Consider the following 14,398-nt stretch of genomic DNA (forward strand, 5'->3'; position numbering starts at 1 on the left):
AAATGGCCGGTTCGTCAATTCGCTTCGCAGCCAGTTATCGTTGCCAGCAGGCGGCGCGAGCCACCCTGCTCGCGATGCTCCCCCAACCACAAACCCTGCCACGTCCCTAGCGCTAAACGGCCGTCACGCACGGCTAACGTCAGCTGAGTACCTAGCAAGCTTGATGCGACATGGGCAGGCATGTCGTCTGGACCTTCAAGCGTGTGACGAAAATAACTAAGCTCTTCAGGTACTAAGCGGCGAATAAAGGCATCTAGGTCGTGCCGAACGTCAGGGTCAGAATTTTCGTTTAGCGTAAGCGAAGCAGAGGTATGCATTAATTGCAGATGCAGTAATCCTTGACTGCATTCGGCTAAGCACGGCAGCGCCCTGGCGATCTCATTGGTAATCAAATGAAAGCCCCTGGGCATTTCCGATAAGTGAATCTCTTGTTGATGCCACATAAACATTCCTTTGTTGTTGATATTATAAGAGGTTATTAGGTATAGGAATACCGTAGCCTATTTACGTTACTTGCCGGTAAAAGAGACGGCGGAAGAAGCCGTTCGTAGCGCTTATTTCGTCATACTGATAGATTTAACATTTATATACTATGCAGTAATGAGGAGCGTGTAATGCTCACTTCCCCACGAACATCAAGAAAGAAAGCAGTAAAAGCCGTTGGGCTAATGGCCTTTAGCGGTCTTGTGTTAACGGGATGCACAGGCATTCCCGACGGCACTGAGCCTGTCACAGGCTTTGAGCTTAACCGCTATTTAGGTCAATGGTATGAAATCGCCCGCCTGGACCATTCCTTTGAGCGCGATTTAGACTGTGTGACGGCAAACTACAGTCTGCGTGACGATGGCGGGGTGCGTGTTATCAATCTTGGATACAACCTTACAGAGCAAGAATGGAATGAAGCCGAAGGCCGCGCCTACTTTATTGATGATGAAAACGTTGGGCGATTAAAGGTCAGTTTCTTTGGCCCTTTCTACGGTGGCTATAACGTTCTAGAACTGGATGACGACTATCAATGGGCGTTAGTTTCAGGTCCAAACCGCGATTACCTATGGATTCTCTCACGCACACCAACCATGGAAAGCGCTGTAGAAGAGCGTCTGCGCCAACGCGTCGCCGAACTAAACTTTCCCACCGATGAATTGATCGACGTCGTACAAGATCAAACCTGTCCCAACAATTAATAACAGAAGGAGCCACTATGGCCCACCGTATTGCAGTTATCGCTGGCGACGGTATTGGCACTGAGGTCATGCCGGAAGGCATTCGCGCCCTGGAAGCTGCCGCAAAGCGCTTCAACCTTGATCTCGCTTTCACAACGTTTGAATTTGGCAGCTGTGACTACTATTTAGAGCACGGCAAAATGCTGCCCGACGACTGGTTCGAGCAGCTCAAGGATTTTGATGCGCTGTTTTACGGCGCCGTCGGCTGGCCCGACAAAGTGCCTGACCATATTTCGCTGTGGGGATCGCTGCTCCAATTTCGCCGTCAGTTTGACCAGTACATCAACCTGCGGCCCTGCAAACTCATGCCTGGCATCAAAAGCCCGCTAGCCGGCCGCGAGCCGGGTGATATCGATTTTTACGTGGTGCGCGAAAACACCGAAGGCGAGTATTCAAGTGTCGGTGGCAAGATGTTCGCAGGCACCGAGCGTGAAATTGTCCTGCAGGAGACGGTGATGAGCCGCATCGGCGTCGATCGCGTATTGAAGTATGCGTTTGACCTTGCACAAACCCGACCTCGTAAAAAACTCACCTCGGCCACCAAGTCCAACGGCATCTCAATCACCATGCCCTACTGGGATGAGCGTGTTGCCGAAATGGCCAAACAGTATCCCGACATTGCCGTGGACAAATTTCACATTGATATTCTGACCGCCAACTTTGTGCTGCATCCAGATTGGTTTGATGTGGTGGTGGGCAGTAACCTGTTTGGCGATATCCTTTCAGACCTTGGCCCCGCCTGTACAGGCACTATCGGCATTGCGCCTTCTGCTAACATCAACCCTGAAGGCAAATTCCCCAGCCTTTTTGAGCCGGTTCACGGCAGCGCACCAGACATCGCAGGCAAGGGTGTTGCCAACCCCATTGGCCAAATCTGGTCGGGGGCGATGATGCTAGAACACCTAGGCTACAAAGAAGCTTCAGAGGCGATGGTAAACGCCATTGAAGCCATATTGAGCGAAGGCAATAGCCAAGTGCTCACCCGTGATATTGGCGGACAAGGGAATACGCGCAGCCTAGGCCAAGCGATTGCTGAACGTATTGGCGGCTGACACAAACGCGAATGTTTTCGACGTCCTTCTTGGATTTTGTTAATGCTCCCCTGTTCTCGCCTTGCGCTTTTCGCGCTTCAGCACTAGTTTTTCTACATCCACTTATCTTGCATACATCTTTCTTAAAATTCTCTGCTAGAAAACAGCCACGGAGATAGGCATGACGATTTTCGAAGCATTACGAAAGGATCACGACATCCAGCGGGATTTGTTATCACGCTTGGTAGAAACCCAAGGCGACAGCGAAGAACGCAACACGCTCTACCAACAAGTGCGCGCCGAGCTTAACTATCATGCTAACGCCGAAGAACGAGCTCTCTATATCCCCATGATGAATATCGACCTGACCCAAGAAAAAGCTCGCCACAGTGTCGCAGAACATCATGAAATTGATGAAATGTTAGAGCTTCTAGACGATACCGAATACAGCGCAACCAACTGGCTAACCCACGCCAAGCAGTTACAGCATTTAGTCACCCACCACCTGGATGAAGAGGAACATGAGGTATTTCAACTGGCAGGTCGCGGCCTAAAAGAGCAGCAAAAGTCGTCGCTTGCCGAGCAGTATCTATCCGAAATGAAGCGCCAACGTTCAGAATAAACGTATAAATTTAGCAAAAACTAAACATGAAAACGCTTATGCAATAGTGGGCATAAGCGTTTTTTTTATCGATGGATTTTCATGTTCGCACCCGCGTTTTTCATGCTATCGACGTCTGCCCTTGTGGTTATGCTTCAGCGTGTTAAAGGTACACCATTACAAAAAACTGACGCACCCTGCTCAAGGAAAACTTCATGCTTGGCCAATGGCTTGATTGGACACTCGATGACAAACACCCTTCTCCGCGCTCAGGCCGCTTTGGCAGCGGCACCTACCAATTGCATGCGCAGGGGGTCTTAGAGATAACCCCAACTACCGTTCGCCCAGCGGCTCATGCCTGCGTGTTTTCAGCCGCAATACACGGTAACGAAACAGCCCCTGTAGAACTGCTGGGCAACTGGCTATCTGCGCTAGAGGCAGGCACGGTAACCCTTGGTGCTCCAGTGCTAGTAATTTTAGGCAACCTTCCCGCTTTGAAGACTCAGCAGCGGTTTGTTACCACTAACCTCAACCGCCTTTTTCAACGCGGACTGGCCGAAACGGGCGAAGAACCTGATCGGGCTCGCGAGCTAATGTCAGCAGTAGACGCCTTTTATGCTCGTCATCAGGCACTTCCCAGGCTCCATTACGATTTACATACGGCTATTCGCGACAGCCTCTACACTCGTTTCGTTGTAGAGCCCTACGCGGAAACCGTGATCGACCCGGAGCAGTGGGAATGGCTGGCAGCAGCAGATATGCAAGCGGTGCTACACCAGCATCAGCACAGCTGGACGTTTTCTCACTACAGTAAGCACTACCACGCCGCCCAAGCCTTCACCTTTGAGTTAGGTCGCGTTGCGCCGTTTGGAGAAAACGATATGGCTGCATTAACGCCAATGTTAACGCTCATTAGCGCACTTGGCGCTGGAGAACAGCCACCCCAAAAGCCCGCTAAAACGATGACGTTTTATCAAGTGCAACATGAGCTAATGCGCGAAGCAGAAACATTTAGTCTCTGTTTTGACGACGACGTGGCCAATTTCAGCCGCTTTGAACCGGGTACATGTCTCGCAAAAGATGGCGTAGCGGGTGATTTCATTGTAGGAGACACGCCGCTGCATGTGGTATTCCCCAATGCAACGGTAGAGATTGGCGCGCGGGCAGCGCTTCTGGTTGTTCCTATCCACGCCAGCTAACGATTGACACGTCCATACTAAGCAAAACTGTTAAAAATTGTTTTAACAATAATAACGTAGAGGCATTTCCAGGCTGATAAACGCGCATTAAAACAAACGTTTTTTCTTATTTATCAAATAAGGAAAGCACGTAATATGTGTAAGGCCTGATAGAATCGCCCCTTTTTTCGCGCCAGCCGCCTATTAAGCACGTGTTTTAAACCTGTTGCTGCTGCGGCAACCCTGTACTGGAGCCACTGTTATGGCTGATACGCCTACTCCCCTTGAAGTGCGCAATATAAAAAAGCGCTTTGGCGATACAGAAGTCCTGAAAGGCCTCTCTCTCGAAGCCCAAAAGGGTGATGTTATCACTCTGATTGGTGCATCGGGGTCTGGCAAAAGTACCTTCTTGCGCTGTATGAACCTCCTCGAACAGCCTGACGAGGGTGAATTGTTCGTCCATGGCGATCAAATTCGTTTTAAAACAACCAGACACGGCCGCGAACCTGCCGATTGGAAACAGGTTGTGCAAATGCGTGCCAAGCTGTCGATGGTGTTCCAGAGCTTTAATTTATGGGCCCACATGACATTGCTTGAAAACATCATCGAAGCGCCTATCTATGTACTAAAAAAACCCAAAAAAGAAGCTATCGAGCACGCACATGCACTGCTCGAACGCGTTGGGCTAAGTGCGCGCGCCGATGCCTACCCGGCGCAAATGTCCGGTGGTCAGCAGCAGCGTGGCGCGATTGCTAGGGCGCTCGCGATGGACCCAGAAGTCATGCTGTTTGATGAGCCTACGTCTGCCCTTGACCCGGAACTAGTCGGCGACGTGTTGAAGGTAATGCACGGCTTGGCCGATGAAGGGCGCACCATGGTGGTGGTCACTCATGAGATGAGCTTTGCCCGAGATGTATCCAGCAAGGTGATTTACCTGCACCAAGGGTTGGTAGAAGAAGCTGGTCCGCCTGCTGATGTGTTAGGCAACCCGCAGTCACCGCGCTTAAAGCAATTCCTGGCCCCCAAATATTGATCAGCGAGGCACACCATGCTTGATTTGCAAGGTTATGGCCCCCGCCTGATCGAAGGGGCGGGCGTTACAATTCAATTAGCGGTACTGTCGCTCATCTTAGCCATAATACTTGGCTTGTTAACGGCAACTGCCAAAATGTCACGCAACTGGTTCTTACGACGCACAGCGACGGTGTACACCACCGTGATTCGCGGCGTGCCGGACTTGGTGCTGATGATGTTGCTGTTCTTTGGTGGCCAGATCGGCGTCAACGCCATCAGCGACATGCTCTACTACAACTATGAAATTGATATCTATATTAATTTCAATGCTTTCGCAGCGGGTGTGATCACCATTGGGTTCATTTTCGGGGCCTACATGGGTGAAACCTTTCGCGGTGCATTTATGGCGGTAGATAATGGCCAGATCGAAGCGGGAAAAGCGTACGGCATGAGTAATGCCTTGGTATTCAGGCGCATTCGCTTTCCACAAATGATGCGCCACGCACTCCCCGGCTTATCCAACAATTGGATGGTGCTGCTTAAAACAACCGCACTCGTCTCAGTGATTGGCTTGACTGATATGGTTCGCGTGGCCGCAGAAGCTTCCCGTGCCACCCATGAACCCTTTGCTTTTCTACTTCCTGTAGCGGCGGTTTATTTGCTGATTGCTAGCGTATCCGAGTGGATTTTCGTGCGGCTACAAAAACGTTACGACATCGGCTTTGGGGGGCAGTGAAATGCTGGATATTTCTGCGTGGTTCAACGACCTGCTAGCTGGCAATTTAATTTTCACCCCCACCACGTTAGGCTACTACTGGGAAGGGTTAGTCATGACGACCCAGCTTGTATTCCTTTCATTGGTAGCAGGATTAGTGCTGGCAGTACCGCTTGCCATTATGCGCAGCTCAAAGCATAAATGGATTAGCTTACCGATCTATTTTTACACCTATATCTTTCGTGGCACGCCACTGCTGATTCAGCTATACATCATTTACTACGGCGTGGTGTTTATCGATGGCATCCAGGAAACATTTTTTTGGCCAATCCTTCGGGAAGCGTTCTACCCTGCCTTGATCGCTTTCACACTCAACACGGCAGCGTATACCACCGAGATTTTCCGAGGGGCTATTAAAGCGACGTCCAAAGGGGAAATTGAAGCTGCCAGGGCCTACGGCATGTCACAAAGCCTAATGATGCGGCGCATTATTATGCCCAGTGCCTTTCGGCGTGCCTTGCCCGCTTATGGCAACGAAGTCATCTTTATGCTGCATGCCAGCGCCATTGCCAGTGTTGTCACGCTGATGGATCTGACAGGGGCTGCCCGCTTCGTTTATGCGCGTTTTTACGCACCGTTTGATGCTTTCTTGTTTGTAGCGGCGATCTACCTTTGTCTTACGTTTGCCATTTTGTATTTCTTCCGATTTCTGGAGAAAAAGCTGCTGGCTCACTTACGGCCACAAAACACTTAGTAATAAAAACCACCTTGTTTGCTTTACCGTCAAACAAACGTTGGTTCATAGCACTGTTCCCTCTTTTCGTTCGCCCCAACCTAGGGTACGTTAAAAGGGATCACTTCTAGTGAATCTGATTTCTACGGAGTATAAGAATGAAAAAATTACTAACACTGTCTGTGCTTGGCCTTGCCATTGCTGCAGCGTCCTCTGCCCAGGCGCGGGACTACGACAATGTGCGCATTGGTGTCGACGTTCCCTACGAGCCAATGGAATACCGCACCGCCGATGGCGAGCTGACGGGGTTTGATATTGACCTTGGCAACGCACTATGTGAGCGCATGAGCGTGACCTGTGAGTGGGTCGAGCAAGAGTGGGACGGCATTATTCCTGGTCTAATGTCACGTAACTACGATGCCATCATATCTTCCATGACAATCAATGATGAGCGCCGCGAGCAAGTACTGTTTTCCGACCCCTATATCACTATGCCGTCTGCCTGGTTCGCACCCAGCGGCTTAAATATCAGTGAAGCCAATGAAGAAACCCTGAAAGGGAAAACGATTGGCGTGCAGCGCGGGACACTGCAAGATAATTACGTGACCGATAACTTTAACAGCGTTGCCAACATCAGCCGCTATTCCACTGCCGATGACATGGTGCTGGATATGGAAGCACAACGTTTGGATATCGTCTTCCTCGACTTCCCGATCGGCCAGTCGACGCTGTTAGAAAGTGAAGAAGCAGAATACGTCGTGGTTGGCGAGCGCATTAGCGAGCCAAAAGAGTATTTCGGTGACGGCTTTGGTATCGCCTTCCGCCAACGCGACGAAGCGCTGGCTGAGAAATTCAATAAAGCCCTTGCGGAACTTCAAGAAGACGGCACTTACGACGAAATCTTCGCTCGCTACTTTGGCGAAGAAGAGTAAGCGATAGCAGCCCGTGTATGCCTCCCCCTATCGGGGAGGCTTATACCGCGAGAAGCCATCATGCACACACACTACTTTTCAGCGCCGGCTCTGCCCTCAGCTCTATGCGCTCTTTGCCCAGATAATTGCAGCGAGATCGCCTGCTTTTATCTGAGTGAGTGGTTCGACGAATAGCCTTCCCCTTTTGGCACGCCCGTGCCATCCCACGCCCCTGCGCGTGATCTTAGTAATGCAAAAATAACGCATTACGCCCCTGCGCTTAGCGCATCCCACATGCTTTAGCTCATAAATAATCGCCGCTAGGCATGTTATCAATACCTAAAAATCGCTTCAGGAGACTACTATGCGTTATGCAACGCTACCCCTCGCCGCTATCTTAGCGGTTGGCTTTTCGACAGCTTTTGTTGCCCCCCATGTCGACGCCCGTGACTACGATGATATTCGTCTTGGTGTCGATGTCCCTTATGAACCTTTTATGTACCGTGAAGCAGACGGCACACTTAGCGGCTTTGAAATCGAGCTTGGCAACGCGGTTTGTGAGTACCTAGAAGCCAACTGCACCTGGGTCGAGCAGGACTGGGATGGTATTATTCCCGGCCTTCTCGCCCGTAATTACGATGCCATTATGTCATCCATGGCGATTACTGATGAGCGTGCCCAGCGTGTGCTGTTCTCAGAAGCCTATTACACAACGCCCAGCGCTTGGATCACCACGCAAGGGCGAGACATCGACATTGAAGACCGCGCCAGCCTAGAGGGTCTAACCGTGGGTGTTCAGCGGGCAACACTGCAAGATAACTACGTTACTGAGCTATACGGCGACGTACTAGAGATCCGTCGCTATACCGGTGTCGATGACGTAGTCACCGACTTAATGGCCGAGCGATTGGATCTTACCTTTATGGACTACCCGATTGCTGAAGCTGCGATTGAAATTGACACACCGGAAAGTGATTTCCAGCGCATTAGCGATTTTATCAAACAGCCTGAGCATATCTTCGGCAAAGGAGTTGGTGTGGCGTTTCGCCAACGCGACGACGCCCTGGCAGAGCGCTTCAACGAAGCACTAAGCGCCCTGAAAGAAGACGGCACCTACGATGAAATTATGAACCGCTACTTCAACTACGATGTACGCTTATAAGTACGGCCTGTAAGTACGGCCTGCAAGTACGGCCTGTAAGTACGGGCTATCAGTACTGATTATCAGTACTGACGATAAGCACGTTCTCTGCGCCGACCACTGGTCGGCGCACATTTACCACCTGCTGATTCCCTTGGGAAGCACATGCTGACTCTTGTTAAAAACGCCCAGCTTTTCTCGCCAGAACCCCGCGGCCTGTGCCATCTGCTTATCGCCGACCAGCGTATTGCAGCCATTTTAGAGGCGTCTGAACCGGTCAACCTAGGGCCATTAATTCCCACCGTCGATCTTGAAGGGCGTCGGGTCATTCCTGGCTTAGTTGACCCCTTGGTGCACTATATCGGTGGCGGCGGTGAAGGTGGATTTGGCAACCGAACGGCAGAACTCAGCTTGGAAGATGCCTATGCCTCAGGCGTCACGACGCTCGTTGGCGCCCTAGGCACCGATGCACTGACACGCACTCCCGCTAATTTGATCGGCAAAGCCCGCGAACTCGCCGCTGGGGGCTTAACCGCCTATGCCTACACCGGTTCTTATCAACTTCCTCCGGTAACGCTTACCGGCTCCATTGCCAGCGATATTCTCTATATTCCAGAGTTTATTGGCGTGGGCGAAGTCGCTATTAGCGATCACCGAGGGTCTCAACCAACCACCCAGGAGTTAACGCGACTTGCTTCCGATGCTCGTACTGCAGGCTTGCTGGCAGGAAAATCAGGGATAGTCTTCATCCATACCGGCGATGCCGACACCCACTTGGAACCGCTGCGCAACGTCGCGAAACACAGCGCAATTCCGCTTTCACAGTTCTACCCTACCCATATCAATCGTACCGCTGAATTATTTAAAGATGGCCTGCGCTTTGCTCGCGAGGGCGGGTTTATCGACTTCACTACCAGCACGACACCAGAGTTATTAGCAGGCGGCGAGGTACCCGCAGCAGAAGCCGTCGCCAGAGCGCTAAAAGCGCGCATTGACCCCCGTCAGATAAGCCTATCTTCAGATGCCAATGCCTCGCTGCCAGAGTTCGACGACCAGCGCCGCTTTGTGGGGTTAAAACCCGGCAGGCTAAACAGTTTATTTGAGGTGCTCGGCGAATGTATCGATGATCACCAAGTCGCGTTTGAGCATGCCGTCAGGTGTGCATCGACAACCGCTGCCGATACGCTAAAACTGCCCCGTAAAGGTCGCCTTACGGCAGGAACAGACGCAGACTTTATCGTGCTTGCCGAAGCGCGCTGGGCCATTGATCAGGTGTGGGCGTTGGGCAAACCCGTTTATGATAGTAACGCATGATATTGAAAGCCCCAGTTGAATGAGAGCCCCCGTTGAAGCGCTCTGCAGCAATATGGCTAAACGTGTAACGAACTTGCTCAGTCAAACCGAGTCTGTCATCCAGTAAGGAAATTCTCAAGGAAGTCTCATGGCTGAACAAACGACTGCAAATGCATCAACAGAGGCGGCTTCTTCCCATGATGCGCGCCCCTCTTCTCATTGGACCGCCTGGGGGCAATGGCTAGCGCTATTCACCATGACCGTGGATCACCTCACCCGCTATGTGCTACCGGGTGAGTGGGATTTAAGCTGGGCGGGTTCTTCTATTGGCCGCATCGCATTTCCGCTGTTTGCGGCGATGGTGGCCTGGCACGGACTGTTTAATACCCGTAACCCACTGCGTTACTCCCGCCGTATATTAGTGATTGGCCTAGTAGCTCAGTTACCTTACATGCTGATGCCACGCACATCCGACGACTTTATCCTTAACGTCTGCTTCACGCTTGCTTGCGGCTTAGCGTTGGGTGCGCTGGTTCGCCAAGGCTGGCAGCATTATCAACAGCAAACCCTTGGGTTAGCGTGGATAATGCTTGGCGCAGCCGTCGGGGTGACCGTTTGGTATCTGCTGGGTTTCTGGGTGGAGTACGGCCATAACGGTTTGCTACTAATTCCGCTATTAATGTTCGCCTTGCAGGCGTTAAACGAAACTCGCGACGCGCTGAAATCGCGCTTTTGGGCGGGTTTGGCCGCGTTTCCCGTGCTTTGGATTGCAGGGCAAATGAATGCTTCAGATATGGCAAAGTCGTTCACCGTAGGCACCTGTGTGGTGGTGCTAATGCTGGCGGCAGGTGCTGCCCAACGTATTCCCCCCGTCGCCCTGACCATGCCGCGCCGCCTATGGCTTGCTTGGTATCCAGGACACTTTGCCTTGATTGCGCTATGGCTGCTACTTAGCGGCCAACTGGCAGGTTAACCAACCAAAAAGCCGCCCTCGTTGGGCGGCTTCGCAGTAATAACCACTCAATCTAAAGCGAGGCTTCAAAACTCCACGCTACTGGCGGCGCATCGGGCAATAATGCTTGGCAAGCACGCACCTTTTCAAGCAGTTCAGCATGCGTGTCAGCGATGATATTGACATGTGCCAGCTTGCGCCCTGCACGCTCTTCCTTGTCATAACGGTGCAGGTGGGTATTGCCAATCGCCAGCATCGCGGCGTTGCCACCTTCCTGGCCAATCACGTTCACCATGCAGGTAGGCGCAATAGCTTGAGTACTGCCTAGCGGAAGACCTTGTACAGCGCGCAGATGGTTTTCAAACTGGCTGGTGACCGCGCCATCCATGGTCCAGTGGCCAGAATTGTGAACCCGTGGGGCCATCTCGTTAGCTAGCAAGTTGCCATCTCGTGTTTGAAATAACTCCAACGCCATCACGCCAACGTAATCCAGTTCATCCAACAGCATGCGAATATAACTGTCGGCGGTCTCTTGAACGCTGGCAGCTAAATCCGGCAACGGCGCAACGGAATAGCGCAAAATACCGCCCACATGCTGGTTTTCCGCCATGGGGTAAAACACGACCTCCCCATCGCGACCGCGCACAGCAATCATCGAGACTTCACGGACAAAATCGACAAATGCTTCAACGATTAGTTGTTGGTGGCCAATGCTGTTCCACGCCTCTATGGCCTGCTCCGGCGCTTTCAACACCGCCTGCCCTTTTCCGTCGTAACCCTCTGTCACCGATTTAGCGACAACAGGGCAGCCCAACTCATTAGCGGCCGCCTCAAGCTGTTCGGCGCTCTCAACAACACGATAAGCGGGGGTAGGTATGCCTAATCGGTCGAATAAGGCTTTTTCTTCAACACGGTTTTGGCACACCGCAATTGCTCTGCTACCAGGGTACACAGGCTTGTGTTGTTCTATTTGCTCAACCAGAGCCACCGGCAGGTGCTCAAATTCATAGGTCACCACATCGACCTTATCGAGAAATTCCGCTAAGTGCTGGTTATTGGGGTCGACAATCACCTCACCAATACCAGCGCTCGGGTTACCGGTCGTGTCTAAAAAGGTGAACCGATTGCCTAGCGGGTACCCAGCCAATGCCAACATGCGACCAAGCTGACCTGCACCCAACACACCGATGTTCTTTGAGATGCCAGCGTTCATTAACAGGGCTCCTTAATTCGCTTCCGCATCGGGGCGAGGATCTGGATTATCCAGCACCGTTTGGGTTTGCTCAGCGCGGAAGGTCTCAACCGCTTCACGCACCGCGGCGTCTTGCAAACCGACAATCTGCGCTGCCAACAAGCCAGCATTGGTCGCGCCCGCTTTACCAATCGCCAACGTACCAACGGCAATGCCACCCGGCATTTGCGCAATTGAAAGCAGCGAATCCAGGCCTTTCAATGCTTTGGATTCCACCGGCACCCCCAGCACCGGCAGCGGCGTTTGGGAAGCCACCATGCCGGGCAAGTGGGCAGCACCGCCAGCGCCCGCGACAATCACTTGCAGGCCACGCTCAGCGGCGCTTTTGGCGTAATCGAACAACAAGTCAGGGGTGCGATGAGCGGAGACAACGCGGGTTTCATAAGGAACGCCCAGCCGCTCTAACATCGCCACCGCGTGTTCCATGACAGGCCAGTCAGATTTCGACCCCATGATCACGCCCACTTTGGGTGCGCTGTTCGACATGCAAAAACTCCTCGGCCAAAGGGCCTGCTATAGCAATCAAGCGTTTAATGTGCCGTGTGTCGCAAGCGGCTCACCAGGAAATTAGAAGGCGCATAGTTTACCAGAGCCAGTCGCTGAGAGCGCGTTTGTAAATAGATCGAAATTTTAATCAAAGTAGCATTGAAAAGCGCGCGACTTGGCGGCATTGTGTGCTTGTCATTTCAGACTGATGGAGTCACATGAGTACGGCATACTCAACTGCTCACGCAGAAACGCTAGATCCTCCGCGAAGCAGCCCTGACCTCGATGTCAGGGATTTAGAAAAACGTACGCGCCTCATGCGTATTATTACCCGCCTGATCGCAGTATCAGACCTGGGAAGCCGCGAAATAGCCCGACGGGCTGGGCTTCCAGTGCAAAAGATCAGCGACCTGCTCGCCGGAAGGTTAGAGCATCTAGGCATTGACGAGCTCAATGTTCTACGTCGCACTTTAGAACTGGAGACGCCATAGCAACAGCTGCTATAGAGAATTTTTTAAAAAGCTATCTTAAAAACCATCTTAAAAGCTATCTTAAGAACCATCTTAAAACCTGTTTTACATGTGCTTTATTCCTATAATCCCCGTCCCAGCTCCTGGGACGGGGTCTCCGCTCTTCCACCGCTCTACAGCGGCGACCCAACAACGACACCACCCAGCGCCACGATAATTACGACTATCCACGCCGGTAGCTTCCAAACGGTAAGTAACAAAAAGCCCGTTAGCGCCAACACAAATTCATAAGGCCCAATAATCGCGCTTGTCCATACCGGTTGATACAGCGCCGCACCTAAAATACCGACTACTGCTGCATTAGCCCCGCGCATCAATGCCTGGGCGCTCTGCCAGCGGCGAAAATGATTCCAAAAGGGCAGCACTCCCACCAACAGCAAAAAACCGGGAATAAAGATCGCCAGCAATGCCAGCAGCGCACCAACAGCTCCATTCATACCCGGCAGCAGCGCGCCTAAATACGCAGCAAACGTGAACAGTGGCCCTGGTACCGCCTGCGCAGCGCCATAGCCTGCCAAGAATTCATCTGCACTCACCCAGCCAGACTGCACCACTTCCGCTTCTAACAGTGGCAAGACGACATGCCCGCCGCCAAACACCAGCGCGCCAGAACGATAAAACGCATCCGCCACCGTTAGCCACAAGGCACTGCCCGCCAGCAACGGAAGCACTACTAGCAGCGAAGCGAATAGCCCCAGCGCGATCATCCCTGCGCAGCGGGAGACCGGAAACTGCAGTGGCTCGCCAGGCGCGGCGGCGGCACTACTGCGGCATAGTACCAACCCCGCCATACCGCCCAGCACAATAGCGGCTACCTGCCCCAGCGGCCCGCTGACCATTACCACAACCAATATCGCCGCCAGCGCAATTCCGGCGCGGGTTTTATCTGGGCATAGGGTACGCGCCATCCCCCATACGGCGTGGGCCACAATGGCCACCGCGACGACTTTCAAGCCATGAATAATACCGCTGGCAATTGGACCATCCAGCACCGCCGCGCCAAAAGCAAATAACACCAACACAATGGCAGAAGGCAGCGTAAAGGCCAGCCATGCGATTGCCGCTCCCCACGGCCCAGCGCGCATCAGGCCTAAGGCAAAACCTACTTGGCTGCTCGCTGGCCCCGGCAAAAATTGGCACAGTGCAACAAGATCAGCATAGGCGCTTTCACTTAACCACTGGCGGCGTTCCACAAAGGCCGTACGGAAATAGCCCAAGTGTGCCACCGGGCCGCCAAACGAGGTGAGACCCAGAGCCAAAAACGCCCAAAATACTTCGCTTACCCGCCCGCGTGGCAATCCCTGTTGTGTCATTTTGCTCACCATTCACCCAATGAAA

16 protein-coding genes are annotated in these 14,398 nt (G+C 52.5%); 12 read left to right on the forward strand and 4 right to left on the reverse strand.

The genetic code is table 11. The annotated features are described in order from the left end of the window. Window positions 1-14: 14 nt before the first annotated feature. Entirely contained in the window at window positions 15-443 is a 429-nt protein-coding gene (locus ELY33_RS06595; protein ID WP_126945731.1) for a secondary thiamine-phosphate synthase enzyme YjbQ, read from the reverse strand. A gap of 225 nt (window positions 444-668) precedes the next feature. Between ELY33_RS06595 and ELY33_RS06600 the strand changes: the two genes are divergently transcribed. The 11 genes from ELY33_RS06600 (at window position 669) to ELY33_RS06650 (ending at window position 10,813) form a co-directional block, all read left to right on the forward strand. Beyond that, on the forward strand, window positions 669-1,184 hold the full coding sequence (locus ELY33_RS06600) for a lipocalin family protein (protein WP_126945816.1): 516 nt from the start codon (window positions 669-671) through the stop codon (window positions 1,182-1,184). A 17-nt stretch (window positions 1,185-1,201) separates the two neighbouring features. Further along, the gene (locus ELY33_RS06605) at window positions 1,202-2,275 is read left to right on the forward strand and encodes a tartrate dehydrogenase (RefSeq protein WP_126945734.1); all 1,074 of its coding nucleotides are present in this window, start codon (window positions 1,202-1,204) and stop codon (window positions 2,273-2,275) included. 160 nt (window positions 2,276-2,435) lie between these two features. Further along, the gene (locus tag ELY33_RS06610) at window positions 2,436-2,876 is read left to right on the forward strand and encodes a hemerythrin domain-containing protein (RefSeq protein ID WP_126945737.1); all 441 of its coding nucleotides are present in this window, start codon (window positions 2,436-2,438) and stop codon (window positions 2,874-2,876) included. A gap of 194 nt (window positions 2,877-3,070) precedes the next feature. After that, window positions 3,071-4,054: a succinylglutamate desuccinylase gene (locus ELY33_RS06615; RefSeq protein WP_126945740.1), complete on the forward strand. Its 984-nt coding sequence runs from the start codon at window positions 3,071-3,073 to the stop codon at window positions 4,052-4,054. A gap of 241 nt (window positions 4,055-4,295) precedes the next feature. Further along, window positions 4,296-5,066: an ABC transporter ATP-binding protein gene (locus ELY33_RS06620; protein ID WP_126945743.1), complete on the forward strand. Its 771-nt coding sequence runs from the start codon at window positions 4,296-4,298 to the stop codon at window positions 5,064-5,066. 15 nt (window positions 5,067-5,081) lie between these two features. Further along, the gene (locus tag ELY33_RS06625) at window positions 5,082-5,783 is read left to right on the forward strand and encodes an ABC transporter permease (protein WP_126945745.1); all 702 of its coding nucleotides are present in this window, start codon (window positions 5,082-5,084) and stop codon (window positions 5,781-5,783) included. Between the two features lies 1 nt (window position 5,784). Then, on the forward strand, window positions 5,785-6,516 hold the full coding sequence (locus ELY33_RS06630; RefSeq protein ID WP_126945748.1) for an ABC transporter permease: 732 nt from the start codon (window positions 5,785-5,787) through the stop codon (window positions 6,514-6,516). 137 nt (window positions 6,517-6,653) lie between these two features. Next, entirely contained in the window at window positions 6,654-7,427 is a 774-nt protein-coding gene (locus ELY33_RS06635; RefSeq protein WP_126945751.1) for a transporter substrate-binding domain-containing protein, read from the forward strand. Between the two features lie 343 nt (window positions 7,428-7,770). Then, window positions 7,771-8,568: a transporter substrate-binding domain-containing protein gene (locus tag ELY33_RS06640; RefSeq protein WP_126945754.1), complete on the forward strand. Its 798-nt coding sequence runs from the start codon at window positions 7,771-7,773 to the stop codon at window positions 8,566-8,568. Between the two features lie 144 nt (window positions 8,569-8,712). Next, a complete protein-coding gene (gene iadA, locus ELY33_RS06645; protein WP_126945757.1) occupies window positions 8,713-9,861 on the forward strand; it encodes a beta-aspartyl-peptidase in 1,149 nt (382 codons plus the stop codon). 127 nt (window positions 9,862-9,988) lie between these two features. Beyond that, a complete protein-coding gene (locus ELY33_RS06650; protein WP_126945760.1) occupies window positions 9,989-10,813 on the forward strand; it encodes a TraX family protein in 825 nt (274 codons plus the stop codon). Window positions 10,814-10,865: 52 nt separating this feature from the next. Here ELY33_RS06650 and ELY33_RS06655 read toward each other — a convergent pair whose 3' ends face one another. Together ELY33_RS06655 and purE are read right to left on the reverse strand one after the other, a co-directional pair. Next, window positions 10,866-12,005: a 5-(carboxyamino)imidazole ribonucleotide synthase gene (locus ELY33_RS06655; RefSeq protein ID WP_126945762.1), complete on the reverse strand. Its 1,140-nt coding sequence runs from the start codon at window positions 12,003-12,005 to the stop codon at window positions 10,866-10,868. A gap of 12 nt (window positions 12,006-12,017) precedes the next feature. Then, window positions 12,018-12,530: a 5-(carboxyamino)imidazole ribonucleotide mutase gene (gene purE, locus ELY33_RS06660; protein WP_126945765.1), complete on the reverse strand. Its 513-nt coding sequence runs from the start codon at window positions 12,528-12,530 to the stop codon at window positions 12,018-12,020. 218 nt (window positions 12,531-12,748) lie between these two features. Between purE and ELY33_RS06665 the strand changes: the two genes are divergently transcribed. After that, window positions 12,749-13,021 (forward strand): XRE family transcriptional regulator, encoded by a 273-nt coding sequence (locus tag ELY33_RS06665; RefSeq protein ID WP_009721646.1) that lies wholly within the window; start codon window positions 12,749-12,751, stop codon window positions 13,019-13,021. Between the two features lie 152 nt (window positions 13,022-13,173). On the opposite strand, the gene chrA is transcribed toward ELY33_RS06665, so the two are convergent. Further along, window positions 13,174-14,373 (reverse strand): chromate efflux transporter, encoded by a 1,200-nt coding sequence (gene chrA, locus ELY33_RS06670; RefSeq protein ID WP_208644209.1) that lies wholly within the window; start codon window positions 14,371-14,373, stop codon window positions 13,174-13,176. Window positions 14,374-14,398: the final 25 nt, after the last annotated feature.

This window comes from Vreelandella andesensis (genome assembly GCF_003989795.1).
Lineage (GTDB): Bacteria > Pseudomonadota > Gammaproteobacteria > Pseudomonadales > Halomonadaceae > Vreelandella > Vreelandella andesensis.